Here is a 16,133-nt window from a genome sequence, read left to right as displayed (position 1 = left end):
AAGGGCGATGGGGGTCCCCCGGACGAAGTCTGGGGGAGGGTGGGCACAACCCGACCACCGGCCCGCACCCGAACGAGCACCACGGGTGCGGGGCCTCGTCCAGGCCCCGCACCCGAGCCGCCCACCCGGGGGCATCGCACCTGGCAAGCGCCCCGCACCCGAGCCGCCCGCCCCGGGGCATCGCACCTGGCTGGCGCCCCGCACCCGAGCCGCCCGCCCCGGGGCATCGCACCTGGCTGGCGCCCCGCACCCGAACCGCCCGCCCGGGACAAGGCACCTGGCAGGCGCCCCGCGCCCGAGCCGCCCGCCCCCCAACGTGACGCCTTGGCAAGCCCCCGTACCCCGTTCGGGTTGCTCCAGCGACATCGCCGGACAAACCCAGAAAACCCCCGGCAGTCTCTCGCCCATGCGTGCCGAGCCCACCCCGCCACCCCTCGCGACCGACCTCACCGCCCTGCGCCCCCTCCTGGACACCGTCCTCACCGCCCTCCACGAGGGCGCGGCGGCCCGCGGCGGCCCCATCCCCCCCGGCGGCCCCGACGCAGTGGCCGCCCACGTCCGCGAGGCCCTCGGGGACCCGCTCCCACCCCACGGCACCACCCCCACCACCGCCCTCCACACCCTCACCCACGCCCTCACCCAAGGCGCCGCCGACCCCTCCCACCCCCTCTGCGCCGCCCACCTCCACACCCCACCCCTCGCGCTCGCCGCCGCCGCCGACCTCGCCGCCTCCGTCCTCAACCCCTCCATGGACTCCTGGGACCAGGCCCCCGCGGCCTCCGCCCTGGAAGCCCTCGTCACCGAGGCCCTCGCCAGGCAGGCGTACCCCCACACCCCCACCCCCGACGCCCTCGTCACCACCGGCGGCACCGAGTCCAACCAACTCGCCCTCCTCCTCGCCCGCGAGCGCCACCGCCCCGGCCACCCCGTCCAGACCGTCGTCGGCGCCAACGCCCACCACTCCTTCCACCGCGCCGCCTGGCTCCTCGGCCTCCCCGAACCCGTCACCGTGCCCACCCCCAACGGCACCCTCGACCCCGTCGCCCTCCACGAGGCCCTCACCGACCTCCACGGCCACGGCGCCCTCCTCGTCGCCGCCACCGCCGGCACCACCGACACCGGCCGCATCGACCCCCTCCCCGAGATCGGCGACCTCTGCGACGCCCACCACGCCGACCTCCACGTCGACGCCGCCTACGGCGGCCCCCTCCTCTTCAGCGACACCCACCGCCACCTCCTCGCCGGCCTCGACCGCGCCCGCACCGTCACCCTCGACCTGCACAAACTCGGCTGGCAGCCGGTCGCCGCCGGACTCCTCGCCGTACGGGACAGGAACGACCTCACCGCCCTCTCCCACACCGCCGACTACCTCAACGCACCCGACGACACCGAAGCCGGCCTCCCCGACCTCCTCGGCCGCTCGCTGCGCACCACCCGCCGCCCCGACATCCTCAAGATCGCCGTCACCCTCCGCGCCCTCGGCCGCAGCGGACTCGGCGCCCTCGTCGACCAGGTCCAGGCCCTCGCCCACCACCTCGCCGACCTCATCGAGAAGACCCCCGGCCTCCAGCTCTACGAACGCCCCACCCTCACCACCGTCCTCTTCCGGCCCACCGACGCCGACGACACCACCGTCGCCGCCATCCGCCGCACCCTCCTCACCGAAGGCCGGGCCGTCCTCGGCCGCGCCCACGAAGACGGCCGGCTCTGGCTCAAAGCCACCCTGCTCAACCCCCACACCACCCCCGACGACCTCCAGCACATCCTCAACCTCGTGGAAGGCAGCACCGACCGATGACCGGCAGCACCCCCGACCACCCCCACCACACCCAGCGCCCCCACCACCCCCCGCGCGACCTCGACCAGCCCCACGACCTGGTCGGCATCGGCATCGGCCCGTTCAACCTCTCCCTCGCCGCCCTCGCCCACGGCGTCCCCGGCGGACTCGACACCGCCTTCTACGAACAGAACCCCGCCTTCCACTGGCACCCGGGCCTCCTCATCGACGGCGCCACCCTCCAAGTCCCCTTCCTCGCCGACCTCGTGACCCTCGCCGACCCCGCCAGCCCCTGGTCCTTCCTCAACTACCTCCGCGGCCGCGACCGGCTCTTCCCCTTCTACTTCGCCGAGAAGTTCCACATCCAGCGCGCCGAATACGACGCCTACTGCCGCTGGGTCAGCGACCAACTCCCCGGCCTCCACTTCGGCCACCAGGTCGACTCCGTCCGCTGGAACCCCGAACGCGCCCTCTTCGAAGTCGACTTCACCCAACTCGACGCCGACGGCGAAGCCGAAGCCCTCGGTCGCGCCTACACCCGCAACGTCGCCCTCGGCGTCGGCACCGAACCGTACGTACCCGAACCCCTCAGACCCCTCGCCGACGCCCCCCACGTCCCCGTCATCCACTCCGCCGACTACCTCCACCACCGCGCCCAGCTCATCACCGCCGACCACGTCACCGTCATCGGCTCCGGCCAGTCAGGCGCCGAAATCTTCCTCGACCTCCTCCGCGCCCGCCCCGCAGGAGCCGAGAAGATCCACTGGCTCACCCGCACCGAAGCCTTCGCACCCATGGAGTACTCCAAGCTCGGCCTCGAACACTTCACCCCCGACTACACCCGCTACTTCCACGCCCTCCCCGAACAGGCCCGCAACGAACTTCTGCCCCGCCAATGGCAGTTGCACAAAGGCATCGACACCGACACCATCACCGCCATCCACGACGAGCTCTACCGCCGCACCCTCCACGGCGGCTGGCCCGACGCCGTCCTCACCCCCGGAGTCCGCGTCCGCACCGCCGGCCGCGTCGCCACCACCAAGATCGAACTCCACCTGGAACACATCCAGCAGTCCACCCGCACCCGCCTCACCACCGACGCCGTCGTCCTCGCCACCGGCTACCGCGAACGCCCCGTCGACCGCATGCTCGCCGGACTCGACCCCTACCTACGCCACGACTCCGCCGGACGCGCCCGCATCGACGACACCTACCGCCTCGTCCTCGACGCATCCGTCACCGGCTCCGTCTACGTACAGAACGCCGAGAAGCACACCCACGGCGTAGGCGCCCCCGACCTCGGCCTCGCCGCCTGGCGCAGCGCCACCATCCTCAACACCCTCACCGGCAAAGACCCCTATCCCCTCCCACACCGCACCGCCTTCACCAGCTTCGGCCTGGAACAACGCGAGACCCCCCGCATCCCCGCCCAGACCCAACACCTCACCCCCCTCACCCAGAACTGAAGCCCTCGCGCGTGACGGAATGGGACAGTGTCCGAGACCGAGACCGAGACCGAGCCCCACGCCCACATCCGTCACCCGCACGAGGGAGCCCGTACGTGACGACCCCCCACTCCACCCCTCACCCCACCCCCGAAGCACCCCACGTGGCCGTCCGCGGCGAAGCCCGACTCGACGTCGACCCCGAAATCGCCCGCATCGCCATCACCGTCAGTGCCCGAGGCACCGACCGCGCCGCCACCCTCACCGACCTCACCCGCCGCAACGCCCACACCCTCGACCTCGTCAAGTCCTACGGCGAAGCCGTCGAGAAACTTGAGACCGGCGCCTTCTCCATCACCCCCGAACCCAGCAAACACGGCCGCGGCGAACGCATCCGCGCCTACCAGGGCCGCGTCCACCTCACCGTCGAACTCAGCGACTTCACCACCCTCGGCGAACTCACCACCCGCCTCGCCGACTCCGACCTCACCCGCGTCGACGGCCCCTGGTGGGCACTCCGCCCCGACTCCCCGGCCTACGCCGAAGCCCGCCACACCGCCGTCACCGAAGCCGTCCAGCGCGCCCGCGCCTACGCCACCGCCCTCGGCACCACCCTCACCGCCCTCCTCGAACTCTCCGACACCGACCTCCCCGCGCCGCCGGCCCTCATGGGCGGCACCATGCGCATGGCCTTCGCCGCCGAGACGACCGACGCACCCCCGCCGCTCGACCTCGAACCCCAGCGCCAGACGGTCACGGCAGAGGTCATGGCCCGCTTCACGATGGCCCCGCCGCAGCTGTAGCGGGGGACTCAAGGGGGCTCACGGGAGGGGCTCACCGGGGGCGCTCACGGGGGCGCTCACAGGGCCTCCGAGGCGGCCTCCCGGCCCCCCGATCTGCTCATCGGAGCACCCACCCGCACAGATTCAAGACTTGTCAACAACCTTTCACGCAAAGGTTGTTGAACGGCCATGCCCGGCCCCTCGACTACCCGCCGGTAAGCCCTAGGCTCGAACCATGCGCCGAGCGAAAATCGTTTGCACCCTGGGGCCCGCCACCGACTCATACGACCAGATCAAGGCACTGGTCGAAGCCGGAATGGACGTCGCCCGATTCAACCTCAGCCACGGCACCTACGCCGAACACGAGGAGCGCTACCAGCACGTCCGTAAAGCCGCCGACGAGACCGGCCGCAGCATCGGCATCCTCGCCGACCTTCAAGGCCCGAAGATCCGCCTCGGCCGCTTCCGCGAAGGCCCCGTACTCCTTGAACGCGGCGACACCTTCACCATCACCGTAGAAGACCACGAAGGCGACCGAAACACCTGCGGCACCACCTACAAGGGCCTCGCAGGCGACGTCACCACCGGCGAACGCATCCTCGTCGACGACGGCCGCGTCACCCTCGAAGTCACCGGAATCGACGGCCCCCGCGTCCACACCCGCGTCGTCGAAGGCGGCATGGTCTCCGACAACAAGGGCCTCAACCTCCCCGGCGTCGCCGTCTCCGTCCCCGCCCTCTCCGACAAGGACATCGACGACCTCCGCTGGGCCCTGCGCACCGGCGCCGACATCATCGCCCTCTCCTTCGTCCGCAGCGGCCGCGACATCGAGGACGTCCACCGCATCATGGACGAGGAGGGCCACCGCCTCCCGGTGATCGCCAAAGTCGAGAAACCACAAGCGGTCGAAGCGATCGACGACATCGTCGCCGCCTTCGACGGCATCATGGTCGCCCGCGGCGACCTCGGCGTCGAAATGCCCCTCGAACAGGTCCCGATCGTCCAGAAGCGCGCGATCAAGCTCGCCAAGCGGAACGCCAAGCCGGTCATCGTCGCCACCCAGATGCTCGACTCGATGATCGAAAACTCCCGGCCCACCCGCGCGGAGGCCAGCGACGTCGCCAACGCGGTCATCGACGGCACGGACGCCGTCATGCTCTCCGGCGAGACCAGCGTCGGCCGCTACCCGATCGAAACGGTCCGCACGATGGGCCGCATCGTCGAGGCCGCCGAGGAGGACATCCTCGCCAAGGGCCTCCCGCCGCTGACGGAACGCAGCAAGCCCCGCACCCAGGGCGGAGCCGTCGCCCGAGCCGCCGCCGAGATCGGCGACTTCCTCGGCGCGAAGTTCCTCGTCGCCTTCACCCAGTCCGGCGACACCGTCAAGCGCCTCTCCCGCTACCGCTCACCCATCCCCCTCCTCGCCTTCACCCCGGACCCGGCCACGCACGCCCAGCTCACCCTCACGTGGGGCGTGGAGACCTTCCTGGGCCCGCACGTCGACTCGACGGACGCGATGGTCGCCCAGGTGGACGAGGAACTCCTCCGCATCGGCCGCTGCCAGAAGGGCGACACGGTCGTCATCACCGCCGGCTCCCCGCCCGGCGTCCCCGGCTCCACGAACCTGGTCCACGTCCACCACATCGGCGACCCGGTGACCAGGACCCCCTGATCCGTTCAGGACTTGGGCCCGACGTGGAGGTCCATGAGGGCGACGGAGGCCTTGCGGGCGACGGAGATGTTGTAGGGGTCGACGCCACGGGCGGTCGTCGTCCACTCGACGCCGACCTTGCTGAGCGTGTCGCCGCACAGCTTCCGGATGTCGTCCGACTTGTTGGAGAAGAAGTACCGGGGGTACTCATACCGCTTGCGCTCACCACCGACGAGGCGAGTGGTCCAGTTGGTGATCCGACACCCGTCGGAATGGATGAGCCCCCGAATGAACGCCCACGGGTGCGCGTCGACGATCTCCTGCTGCCAGTCTTCGAGCACGATGCGCCGCGTGTGCTTCATGCCAGGCCCGTGTTGGGGGAACAGGCACCTGAGGTGGGTTGAGTAGACCTTGATGTCGTGGCACCCGACCTTGCGGGCCCTGGAGATTGCGTTGTCAGGAAAGACCGCGTGCATTGAGACCTCGGCCTCGGTCTGTACGCCCCGGCCAGGCGTCATCGAGGGTGATCCTCAGACTCGCTGTGCGGTGCGTTGGGGGCTGGCTCACGTTGCCGTCGCCGAGGTAGAGCCCGAGGAGGTAGGCATATGCCTTCTGATCGAGCTCGCGCCCGTCGCAGCGTGGACAAGGAAGATGGCGTCGCGCAGCGGACTCGCCCCTCTTCAACCGGTCCACGTGCTTCCATTTGCCGATGGTGCCGCGGGGTACGTTGAGCTCCCGGGCCACGTCCGCATTCCTGACCCCTGCGCGCAGCAGTGAGAGCGCCCGTTGCCGTACCTGTGTCTCGTGCATGCTCATGTGGCTACTCTGCGTACGCATTCGTACCCGCGTGCAGCAAAAAGCGGATGTTCACGAGAAGGTGAACATCCGCTTTCTGGGAACGTGCCCGGTGTGGGATTCGAACCCACATGCCCAAAGGGCACGGCATTTTGAGTGCCGCGAGTAAGCCAGTTCCTCCAACCGGGCCGGCTGCGGGAAGTCTACCGGGTCACAAGAGGACACCGCAGCTAGGTAGGCTTCTGGGTGCAGCACCACGCCCCGCAACGAGGAGCCCCCGTGACCGCCCCCGAGTCGCCCCAGCCCGCCGCCGACGATGCCGACGCGTCGCACGTCCCGCCGCTGACGACCCGTGTCGTCATCGCCGAGGACGAGGCCCTCATCCGCATGGACCTCAAAGAGATGCTCGAGGAAGAGGGCTACTCGGTCGTCGGCGAGGCCGGCGACGGTGCCCGGGCCGTCGAGCTCGCTCGGGAGCACCGGCCCGACCTCGTCATCCTCGATGTGAAGATGCCCGTTCTGGACGGGATCTCCGCCGCCGAGAAGATCGCGGGCGAGTCCATCGCCCCCGTTCTCATGCTCACCGCCTTCTCGCAGCGCGACCTCGTCGAGCGCGCCCGGGACGCCGGGGCCATGGCGTACCTGGTGAAGCCGTTCAGCAAGAGCGACGTCGTGCCGGCGATCGAGATGGCCGTGTCCCGGTTCGCGGAGCTGCGCGCGCTGGAGAAGGAGGTCGAGGACCTCTCGCAGCGTCTGGAGACGCGCAAGCTGGTCGACCGGGCGAAGAGCATCCTGCAGACGCAGTACGGCCTGACGGAGCCCGCCGCGTTCCGGTGGATCCAGAAGACGTCGATGGACCGGCGCATGTCGATGCAGCAGGTCGCCGAGGCGGTCATCGAGGACGCCGAGGAGAAGAAGGCCGCGAAGGGCCAGTAGCGGTACAGACGTACAGAGAAGGCCCGCCCCACTTCCTTGTGGGGCGGGCCTTCTGGCTGTGGGGACGGGGGCTACTCCTCGCCGAGGTACGTCTTGCGGACCTCGTCGTCGTGCAGGAGGTCCTGGCCGGTGCCGGACAGCTTGATCGTGCCGACCTCCAGGACGTAGCCGTAGTCCGCGAGGGAGAGGGCGGCCTGGGCGTTCTGCTCGATGAGCAGGATCGTCATGCCCTCCGACTTCAGGGTCGCGATCGTCTCCATGATCTTCTGCATCATGATCGGGGAGAGGCCCATGGAGGGCTCGTCGAGCATGAGCAGCTTGGGCTGGGACATCAGCGCCCGGCCCATGGCCAGCATCTGCTGCTCGCCGCCCGAGAGGGTTCCGGCGGCCTGCTTGCGACGCTCGCCCAGGATGGGGAAGAGGTCGTAGGCGCGCTGGACGTCCTTCTCGATGCCGTCCTTGTCCTTGCGGAGGAAGGCTCCGAGCTGGAGGTTCTCGGCGATGGTGAGCTTGGGGAAGATGTGCCGGCCCTCGGGGGAGTGGGCCATGCCGAGGGAGACGACCTTGTGGGCCGGGATGCCGTTGAGGACCTGGCCGTCGAAGGTGATCTTGCCGCTGGTGGGCTTGATGAGGCCCGAGAGGGTGCGCAGGGTGGTGGTCTTGCCGGCTCCGTTGGTGCCGATCAGGGAGACGACCTGGCCGGCTTCGACGGAGAAGGAGATGCCCTTGACGGCTTCGATCTTGCCGTAGGCGACCCTGAGGTCCTCGACCTCGAGAAGAGCGGTCACTTGGAGTCTCCTTCGGTGGTGCTGTCCGCTGCCGGCGCGTCGGGCTCGTCCGTCGCGTCCGCCTCGGGGGCTTCAGGCGTCTCGTCGGCCTCGGGGGCCTCAGAGGCGTCAGGCGCCTCGGCCTCGGGGGCCTCCTCCACGGCAGCCTCCTCAGCCTCAGCCTCAGCCTCCTCAGCCTCAGCCACCTCGGCCTCCGCTTCCGCGTGTGCCTCCGCCGCCTCGACCTCGGCGACCTCCTCCGCGCCCGGGGCACCCTCGAAGGGCTCTCCCAGGTACGCCGCGACGACGCGCTCGTCGCCCTGGACGACCTCGGAGGTGCCCTCCACGAGCTTTTCGCCCTGGACGAGCACGGCGACGCGGTCGCACAGGTTGAAGATGAACTTCATGTCGTGCTCGATGACGAGGACGGCGATGCCCTTGTCGCGGATGGCGAAGACGAGTTCCTCGGTTGCCCGGGTCTCGTTCTGGTTCATGCCCGCGGTGGGCTCGTCGAGGAGCAGCAGGCCGGGGTCGCTCGCCAGCGCCCGGGCGATCTCCAGCTTGCGCTGTTCGCCGTAGGGGAGGTTGCGGGCGAGGTGGTCGGCCTTGTTCTCCAGGCCGATGAACTGCAGGAGTTCCATGGCCCGTTCGCGCGAGGCGGCTTCTGCCTTCTTGAAGCCGGGGCCGCGCAGGAGCGCGGACCAGAGGCCTTCCTTGGTCCGGGTGTGGCGTCCGACGAGGACGTTCTCCAGGACCGTCATGTTGGAGAAGAGGCGGATGTTCTGGAAGGTGCGGGCGATGCCGGCCTTGGTGACGAGGTGGGGCTTGGGCGGCAGGACGGTGCCCTTGTAGCTGACCTGTCCCTCGGTGGGGATGTACAGACCGGTGAGGCAGTTGAAGAACGTGGTCTTGCCGGCGCCGTTGGGGCCGATGAGGCCGACGATCTCGCCTTCGCGGACGGTGAGGTCGACTCCGCGTACGGCGGTGAGTCCGCCGAAGCGCATGGTGACACCGCTGGCGTCGAGGACGGTGGCGGCGGTGGCCGTTGCCGTGGTCTCCGTGGTGGTGGTCGTCGTCATGGCGTTCACGCACCCGCCTTCGTGGTTCCGGTGCCGGATTCGGCGGAGAGCCGCTGTTCCGGTACGTCGAGCTTGGCGGCGTTCTCGTCGTGCTCGTGGTATTCGAGCTGGGCGCGCCGGTTGGGGATGAGGCCCTCGGGGCGGAAGCGCATCAGCAGGATGAGCGCGAGGCCGAACGCGAGGAGCTGGTACTCCTGGAGGAAGGCCAGCTTCTCGGGGATGAGGAAGAGCAGTGCGGCGCCGAGGAGGGGGCCGCGGATGGTGCCCATGCCGCCGAGGATGACGGCCGCGAGGAGGAACGCGGAGTTCGGGGCGACGGGGCCGGCGAACACGTACATCTCGGGGAGGACCGTGCCCTGGAAGTGGGCCTGGACCGTGCCGGCGACGCCGGCGAGGGTGGCGCCGAGGGCGAAGGCGATGAGCTTGACCCGGAAGCCGTTGATGCCCATGGCCGTTGCCGCGGTCTCGTCCTCGCGGATGGCGACCCAGGCGCGGCCGATGCGGGAGTCCTGTGCCCGGCTGAAGACCAGGACGACGAAGACCATGACGAGGAGCATCAGCAGGTAGTAGTTGGCGTACGACCCGAGTTCCACGCCGAGGATGGTGTGGGTCTCGCCGAAGTCGTAGCCGAAGATGTTCAGCGCCGGGATGTTCGGGATGCCGTTGGGGCCGTTGGTGATCTGGGGTCCGTTGTCGCCGTCCATGTTGTTGACGGTGATGCGGAAGATCTCGCCGAAGCCGAGCGTCACGATGGCGAGGTAGTCGCCGTGGAGCCGGAGGGTCGGCGCGCCGATGATGACGCCGAAGATCAGGGAGGCGAGCGCTCCGATGATCATGGCGGCCCAGAACGGGAGCTGGATGTCGAAAGCGGAGGCCGTGGATCCGGAGACGAGTGCGGCCGTGTACGCGCCGACGCCGAGGAAGGCGACGTAACCGAGGTCGAGCAGGCCCGCCAGGCCGACGACGACGTTGAGTCCGAGGGCGACCGTGGCGAAGATCAGGATCTGCACGGCGATCACGGTGAACGTGTCGGTGGTCTGGGTGAAGGGGAACACGGCGGCCGCGGCGAAGGCGGCGACGGCCGCGACCTGCTTGTTCTTGGAGGCGATGGCCGAGATCCGGCCGACGAGGCCGGCCTTGTTGAGCGCGGCCGCGCCGAGGCCCACGAGGAGCAGGTAGCCGAGGAACAGCTCGGGGTACTCGGTGGAGATGCCGTACGTGACGACGTACATGCCGATCGCGAAGGCGACGACGATGAGCAGGATCTCCGCCCAGGAGGGGATCTCCTTGGGCTTGGCCGGCTTGCGGGAGTCGTCCTTCAGGGAGAACGCGGCCAGCGGGACGAGTACGGCGACGAAGGCGACGTACGCGCCGGGCTCCCAGTGGGCGATGCCGCCGAGCTGGGCCGCGATGGCGATGACGGTGTACCAGGTGGTGCCGAGCGTGCCCAGGGCGAGGAACTGCAGCGCCTTGGCCGACCCGGAGGGGGTGAGCCAGCGCAGGCCCTTGACGCCGAGTCCGGAGACGGCGAAGAGGGTGAGGAGGAGGCCGCCGACGAGGGTGAGGAGCTGCAGACCGCCGGGGTAGCCGGTGACGGTGAGGTCGCCGGGGAATTCGGTGGTGTAGGTCCAGGCGAGGAAGGTGGACGCGATGGTGGCGAGGCCACCGGCGGCGACGATCCAGCGGAGGAGGCCGGGTGCCGGGGTGGCGTCGGTCTTCTCGGGGGCCGCGGACGTTTCCGCGGTCTTGGTGAGGTCCGTGGTCATCGCGATCACGCCCTGTCCGCTGTGCGTTGTCCGAGCAGGCCTTGTGGCCTGAACAGGAGCACGAGGATGAGGAGGGAGAAGACCCAGATGTCCTTCCAGGCGCCGCCGCCGAACTGGTCCATCCCGGGGATGTCTTCGACGTAGGCGATGGAGAGGGTTTCGGCGAGACCGAGGACGACGCCGCCGATCATGGCGCCGTAGATGTTGCCGATGCCTCCGAGGACGGCCGCGGTGAAGGCCTTGAGGCCGAGGAGGAAGCCCATCTCGAAGCGGATCTGGCCCTTGTCGAGGCCTTCGGCGACCGCTGCGACCGCGGCGAACGCGGCGCCGATGGCGAAGGCCATCACGATGATGCGGTCGGTGTTGATGCCCATCAGCTTCGCGGTGTCCGGGTCCTGCGCCGTGGCCTGCATGGCGCGGCCGCTGCGGCTCTTCGAGACGAAGAGGCCGAGGGCGAGCATGCAGGCGGGGGCGGCGACGAGGACGAACGTGTCGGCGCGGGAGATCGACAGGCCTTCGAAGATCTGGAAGCTTCCGCCCTTGAACTCGGGGAAGGTGACCTTGCTCTTGGCGCCGGGGTAGAAGCCCCAGATGAGCTGCTGGAGCACGATCGACAGACCGATGGCCGTGATCAGGGGGGCGAGCCGGGGTGCGCCGCGCAGGGGGCGGTAGGCGAAGCGTTCGGCGGCGGTGGCGACGGCCACGGAGACCACCGCGCCGCCTATGAGCATCACGGGGATCGCGATCACGAGGGCGGTGCCGTCGGGCAGGATCGTGTATGCCGTGAGGGCGCCGAAGCCCCCGATCATGAAGATCTCGCCATGGGCGAAGTTGATGAGCTGGACGATGCCGTAGACCATCGTGTAACCGATGGCGATGAGGCCGTAAAGGGCCCCCAGGGCAAGGCCGTCGGCCAGCTGTTGCGGCAGTTCGTTCACCGCAGGGCCTCCGATGAGCGTGTCGGATATGACACCGCGCGAGGGCGCTGTTTGCGCCCTCGCGCGGCTTGGTTCATTTGGTGCGTGTGCGGGGCAGTGCGGTGGGTCAGTCCTCGAAGGTCGCGGACTTGACGTCGACCCAGGCGCCGGTCTTGACCTGGTAGACGGTGAGCTGCTTGTTCGTGGTGTCGCCGTACTGGTCGAAGGAGACCTTGCCGGTCACGCCCTCGAAGGAGACCTTGGACATGGCCTCGGTGACCTTGGCGCGGGCGTCGTCGGGGAGCTTGCCGTCGTTGGCGGCGACGACGGCCTTGACGGCCTGGATGATGGACCAGGCGGCGTCGTAGGAGTAGCCGCCGTAGGCCGCGTACGGGTCCTTGTAGCCGCCCGCCGCGTAGTCGGCGATGAACTTCTTGGCGGTGGGGAGCTTCTCGACGGGGTAGCCGACCGAGGTGGCCAGGTCACCGTCGTTGGCCTCGCCGGAGGCCTTGATGAACTCCGGGTCGTAGATGCCGTCGCCGCCCATGGTGGGGATCTTGGCGCCGGCCTTCTTGACCTGGTCGGAGAGCAGGCCGCCCTCGGGGTACTGGCCGCCGAAGTAGACGGAGTCGGCGCCGGAGCCCTTGATCTTGTTGGCGGTGGAGGAGAAGTCCGTCTCCTTGACCGTCACGGAGTCCGTGCCGACGACGGTGCCGCCGAGGCGCTTGAACTCGTCGGAGAAGATCGCGGCGAGGCCGGCGCCGTAGGTCTGCTTGTCGTTGACGACGAAGACCTTCTTCTTGCCGGCGTCCGTGAAGAGGTAGTTCGCGGCGAACTTGCCCTGGACGACGTCCGTGGTGGCGGTACGGAAGTAGGTCTTGAAGGGGCGCTTGAACTCGCCCTTGCCCCAGTTGTCGCCCTGGGAGAGCGACGGGTTGGTGTTGGCCGGGGAGACCTGGGTGAGGTTGGCCTTGTCGAAGTCGGCCTGCATCGACTGGGAGACGCCGGAGTTCAGCGGGCCGACGACGCCGAGGACGTCCTTGATGCCGACGAGCTTGGTGGCGTTGGCCTTGCCGGTGGCGGGGACGGCCTGGTCGTCGAGGGCCTCGATCTTGAAGGTGACGCCCGGGACTTCCTTGTTCTTGTTGGCGGTCTGGACCGCCAGGTCCACGGAGTTCTTGATGCCCTGGCCGAGCGCGGAGAGTGATCCGGTGAGCGGCGCGTCGACACCGATGACGACGGTGGTGCCGCCGCTGGAGTTGTCGCTTCCGCCCTTGTCGTCGCGCGAACCGCAGGCGGTGAGGGTGAGTGCTCCCGTGGTGATCACGGTGGTGAGGATGAGCAAGGAACGGTGTCGCACGATGAATCCTTTCCCTGGCGCGGCCCCCTCGAGCTGAGGCGGTGCCGTGAAGCGTGGAGCTGGAGGTGCCGTCGGTGAGTGCCGGGCCGTACTGGGATGACTGGGTGGTGCGGGGCCGTGCAGTGGACGCGCCCGGCGGCGCGGTGACTGGCGGTGACTCTAAGCGCAGGTGAGGGAGGTGGGGAGCGGCGAGGTCAGGATGTGACTGTCTTGTTATCGCGAGGGGGAGAGGAGGTGGACAGGCGGTGGGCAAAATGGGGCATTTAGGTCAGCGCGACGGTGTTCACATGCTGAGAACGTGCAGTTCCGCTAAGGGGCTTGAGGGGATCTAGCTCCTGTCGGACCGGTCATGGGTGTCACCGGATATCGGACAGTCACCCAAACGTCAGCGGACGGAACGCTGAGTGCAGCACTCCGTTTTCGCCTTGCGCGGATGTCACGGAGTGTTACGGGGGCGGCTTCCAGTTCTCCGAGCTCCCGGTCGCGCCGTTCGCCGACGCGCACCGTCTTCGGCTCTCCTTGCCGGCGAAGGCCGAGGCGGCCTCGCGGCCCTGGGTGCGCTCCTGGGCGCGGGCGAGTGCGAGGACCTCGTCGTGGATCGTCAACTGCTCGTTGGACAGCCCCTTCTGCTCCCAGTCGAGCCCGGCCCACTTGCTCCCGGCGAGGGCTTCCTTCACCCAGTACGCGACAAGATCGGTGCAGGTGTCCACGGCCGTCCTGACCTGCGGCGGCGCGGGATCGGGGTGGTCGCGCGAGCAGCCGGAGAGGATGGCGGTCGCGGCCAGAACGCCCACGGCCAGGGCCGCGGAGAGTGCGGCCCTGGCCGGTGCGTACGCCCGCGGGCGCTGTCCGTCCGCCGGTGCGCCCGTTCGTGCGTCCGTGCGTGCGCGCGGCGGGAAGCCCATGGGTGGGACGCTAGGGGATCCCGTGCGCGGGCACAACTGCAGTCCGGACTACGGCAGTTGGACGAACGGCGCGAGGAAGGAGCGGGCGCCGGGAGTGTCGAGCCGGTACACCACGTTGGTGGCGTAACAGGGCGTGTCGCCGGTGATCGTGGTGGCGACCAGCGTCAGCCTGCCGTCGAGCGTGGCGAAGTTCGGGCCGCCCGAATCGCCGTAGCAGGCACCGCCGTTGCCCTGCGGCGCGGTCATGGCGAGCCGGATCCACGCGTCGTTGAGCGCGTTGAAGGTGACCGGGGCCTTGAGGCGGACGCCGCCGCCCGGGTGGGTGTGCCCGCCGGGCCCGCGGCGCGCCTCCTGCGTTCCGTAGCCGGCCACGACGAACGAGGTGTCGTCGAGCCCCTGTGGGCCGAGTGCGGAGAGCGCGCCGGCGGTGGGGAGGGCGGCCGGCTTGAAGGACCAGCGCTCGGCGACCTTCGTGGCGGGCAGCTGGATCACCGAGATGTCGTGGGTGTCGGAGGCCGGGCCGGGATAGGCGGGGTGGTTGTGTGCGGTGCCCTCGACGGCGACTGCCTTCGCCACTGCGGTCGGGTCGCCCGGGTGCTCGGCGGCGGCCTTGTCCAGGCCGGCCTGCACGTCCTGGTCGAGAGACACGTAGAACCGGACGTTCTCCGGCCGGTCGGTGGTGCAGTGCGCCGCGGTCAGGAAGGTGTCCGCGTCGATCATGGTGCCGGAGCAGACCCAGTCGACCCGGTCGGGCGTGCCCGGGTCGCCGTCGGCGTCCCAGGTCGCGACCAGCGCGCCGACCTCGGTGCGCTCGGGCGCGGGGGCGGCGTTGTACGAGTTGATCGCTGCGGACGGGATCGCGGTGGCGAGGACGGCAGCGCAGGCCGCAGCGGTAATGGCGCTCGCCACGGTGCTGAAGCGTACGGCGGTCAAGAAGAACCCCTCGGTGTGTGAGTGGGACCGGTGCTCTCCTGTGGGGGAGGTTCGTCAGCGAAGCGGGTGCCAGGGGCGGGGACAAGAGGGCCGGAGGTGACCGGTGGCGAGTCGCACCGCCGTTCGGAGCGTCCGGAGGCTGGTACCGGAGCGTCCGGAGGCTTGGTACCGGACCTGCGACACGACGTTCGGAAGCCGACGTTCCGTCTCCGGAGACCGGGTTTCGCCGCCGCGGGCCCGAGTCGGCACCCGAGCTGGGGATTCGTCCTGGTACCGGCCCCCGTTCCCGGGAGCCGAGCCCCGGCTCGGGTGCCCGCACCCGGGGCCCCGATGGTGACTCTGAGTGCGCCGTGACACAGCGCGGCCCGGGACGGAGCGCCGTCCCGGGCCGGGTGTGGTGGCGGGTTGGGCCGCCTGCGGTGACGGGTCTGGCCGTCTGCGGTGACGAGGTCGGGCCGCCCGTGATCAGGCCGCGCCGCCGGTGATCAGGCCGCGCCGCCGGTCACGCCGGCGTCCGGGAGGTTCCCCGCGTCCTTGGCCGTGACCTCGCGCAGCAGGCAGGTCAGCCGGGCCGTGCAGACCCGCTTGTCCTGCTCGTCGGTGATCACGATCTCGTACGTCGCCGTGGACCGGCCGCGGTGGACCGGGGTCGCGACACCCGTGACGAGGCCGCTGCGGACCCCGCGGTGGTGGGTGCAGTTCAGGTCCACGCCCACCGCGATCCTGGAGACGCCGCCGTGCAGCATGGAGCCGATCGACCCGAGGGTCTCGGCGAGGACGGCGGAGGCGCCGCCGTGCAGCAGCCCGTACGGCTGGGTGTTGCCCTCGACCGGCATCGTGCCGACGACCTTCTCCGCCGAGGCCTCGACGATCTGCACGCCCATGCGGTTGCCGAGGTGGCCCGCCGAGAACAGGGCGGGAAGGTCGACGCCGAGCGCGGCGTACTCGTCGAGGACTTCCTGCGGGAACTTCACGTGCTGCTGCTCGCCCATCGGCCCGGCTCCGTTCGTCTTCGTACGT

General features: G+C 69.7%; 13 protein-coding genes, 1 tRNA gene and 1 pseudogene. 5 read left to right on the top strand and 10 right to left on the bottom strand.

From position 1 onward, the window contains the following. Nucleotides 1–406 precede the first annotated feature (406 nt). The 4 genes from Q5762_RS05545 to pyk all read left to right on the top strand — a co-directional run bounded on the left by Q5762_RS05545 (nucleotide 407) and on the right by pyk (nucleotide 5,676). Nucleotides 407–1,798 carry an aminotransferase class V-fold PLP-dependent enzyme gene (locus Q5762_RS05545; protein ID WP_315890822.1) on the top strand — a complete coding sequence of 464 codons (1,392 nt, stop codon included), beginning with the start codon at nucleotides 407–409 and terminating at the stop codon, nucleotides 1,796–1,798. Next, nucleotides 1,795–3,243 (top strand): SidA/IucD/PvdA family monooxygenase, encoded by a 1,449-nt coding sequence (locus Q5762_RS05540; protein ID WP_315890821.1) that lies wholly within the window; start codon nucleotides 1,795–1,797, stop codon nucleotides 3,241–3,243. Before Q5762_RS05545 ends, Q5762_RS05540 begins: the two co-directional genes overlap by 4 nt. 95 nt (nucleotides 3,244–3,338) lie before the next feature. Further along, a complete protein-coding gene (locus Q5762_RS05535) occupies nucleotides 3,339–4,025 on the top strand; it encodes an SIMPL domain-containing protein (RefSeq protein ID WP_315890820.1) in 687 nt (228 codons plus the stop codon). Between the two features lie 214 nt (nucleotides 4,026–4,239). Continuing rightward, nucleotides 4,240–5,676, top strand: coding sequence for a pyruvate kinase (pyk, locus tag Q5762_RS05530; RefSeq protein WP_315890819.1), 1,437 nt, complete (start codon nucleotides 4,240–4,242; stop codon nucleotides 5,674–5,676). A gap of 5 nt (nucleotides 5,677–5,681) precedes the next feature. Here the strand turns inward: pyk and Q5762_RS05525 are convergent. Both Q5762_RS05525 and Q5762_RS05520 read right to left on the bottom strand, forming a co-directional pair. After that, nucleotides 5,682–6,471: pseudogene (locus tag Q5762_RS05525) on the bottom strand (helix-turn-helix domain-containing protein). 85 nt (nucleotides 6,472–6,556) lie between these two features. Next, nucleotides 6,557–6,639, bottom strand: a tRNA-Leu gene (locus tag Q5762_RS05520). A gap of 90 nt (nucleotides 6,640–6,729) precedes the next feature. Here Q5762_RS05520 and Q5762_RS05515 point away from each other — a divergent pair. Then, entirely contained in the window at nucleotides 6,730–7,386 is a 657-nt protein-coding gene (locus Q5762_RS05515) for a response regulator (protein ID WP_315890818.1), read from the top strand. Between the two features lie 71 nt (nucleotides 7,387–7,457). Here Q5762_RS05515 and Q5762_RS05510 read toward each other — a convergent pair whose 3' ends face one another. The 8 genes from Q5762_RS05510 to Q5762_RS05475 form a co-directional block, all read right to left on the bottom strand. Next, nucleotides 7,458–8,174, bottom strand: a complete 717-nt coding sequence (locus Q5762_RS05510) for an ABC transporter ATP-binding protein (protein WP_315890817.1) — start codon at nucleotides 8,172–8,174, stop codon at nucleotides 7,458–7,460. After that, nucleotides 8,171–9,232: an ABC transporter ATP-binding protein gene (locus Q5762_RS05505; protein WP_315891093.1), complete on the bottom strand. Its 1,062-nt coding sequence runs from the start codon at nucleotides 9,230–9,232 to the stop codon at nucleotides 8,171–8,173. The genes Q5762_RS05510 and Q5762_RS05505 overlap by 4 nt, the downstream gene beginning before the upstream one ends. 5 nt (nucleotides 9,233–9,237) lie before the next feature. Further along, the gene (locus tag Q5762_RS05500; RefSeq protein ID WP_315890816.1) at nucleotides 9,238–10,998 is read right to left on the bottom strand and encodes an ABC transporter permease subunit; all 1,761 of its coding nucleotides are present in this window, start codon (nucleotides 10,996–10,998) and stop codon (nucleotides 9,238–9,240) included. 5 nt (nucleotides 10,999–11,003) lie between these two features. Continuing rightward, nucleotides 11,004–11,936, bottom strand: a complete 933-nt coding sequence (locus tag Q5762_RS05495; RefSeq protein WP_315890815.1) for a branched-chain amino acid ABC transporter permease — start codon at nucleotides 11,934–11,936, stop codon at nucleotides 11,004–11,006. A 106-nt stretch (nucleotides 11,937–12,042) separates the two neighbouring features. After that, entirely contained in the window at nucleotides 12,043–13,275 is a 1,233-nt protein-coding gene (locus tag Q5762_RS05490) for a branched-chain amino acid ABC transporter substrate-binding protein (RefSeq protein WP_315890814.1), read from the bottom strand. Between the two features lie 446 nt (nucleotides 13,276–13,721). Beyond that, nucleotides 13,722–14,180 (bottom strand): hypothetical protein, encoded by a 459-nt coding sequence (locus tag Q5762_RS05485; protein ID WP_315890813.1) that lies wholly within the window; start codon nucleotides 14,178–14,180, stop codon nucleotides 13,722–13,724. A 48-nt stretch (nucleotides 14,181–14,228) separates the two neighbouring features. Beyond that, nucleotides 14,229–15,089, bottom strand: a complete 861-nt coding sequence (locus Q5762_RS05480) for a trypsin-like serine protease (RefSeq protein WP_315890812.1) — start codon at nucleotides 15,087–15,089, stop codon at nucleotides 14,229–14,231. Between the two features lie 509 nt (nucleotides 15,090–15,598). Beyond that, complete coding sequence (locus tag Q5762_RS05475; RefSeq protein ID WP_315890811.1) at nucleotides 15,599–16,105, bottom strand: hotdog fold thioesterase; 507 nt, start codon at nucleotides 16,103–16,105, stop codon at nucleotides 15,599–15,601. Between the last annotated feature and the right edge of the window lie 28 nt (nucleotides 16,106–16,133).

Source organism: Streptomyces sp. P9(2023), assembly GCF_032436795.1.
GTDB lineage: Bacteria > Actinomycetota > Actinomycetes > Streptomycetales > Streptomycetaceae > Streptomyces.
This window is presented reverse-complemented; position numbering and strand designations above follow the sequence as displayed.

What these genes read in the sequence shown, in the direction of transcription:
- Q5762_RS05545 (WP_315890822.1), top strand. Translation starts at nt 407, where the DNA reads ATGCGTGCCGAGCCCACCCCGCCACCCCTCGCGACCGACCTCACCGCC.
- Q5762_RS05505 (WP_315891093.1), bottom strand. Translation starts at nt 9,232, where the DNA reads ATGACGACGACCACCACCACGGAGACCACGGCAACGGCCACCGCCGCC.
- Q5762_RS05485 (WP_315890813.1), bottom strand. Translation starts at nt 14,180, where the DNA reads ATGGGCTTCCCGCCGCGCGCACGCACGGACGCACGAACGGGCGCACCG.
- Q5762_RS05475 (WP_315890811.1), bottom strand. Translation starts at nt 16,105, where the DNA reads ATGGGCGAGCAGCAGCACGTGAAGTTCCCGCAGGAAGTCCTCGACGAG.
- Q5762_RS05500 (WP_315890816.1), bottom strand. Translation starts at nt 10,998, where the DNA reads ATGACCACGGACCTCACCAAGACCGCGGAAACGTCCGCGGCCCCCGAG.
- pyk (WP_315890819.1), top strand. Translation starts at nt 4,240, where the DNA reads ATGCGCCGAGCGAAAATCGTTTGCACCCTGGGGCCCGCCACCGACTCA.
- Q5762_RS05540 (WP_315890821.1), top strand. Translation starts at nt 1,795, where the DNA reads ATGACCGGCAGCACCCCCGACCACCCCCACCACACCCAGCGCCCCCAC.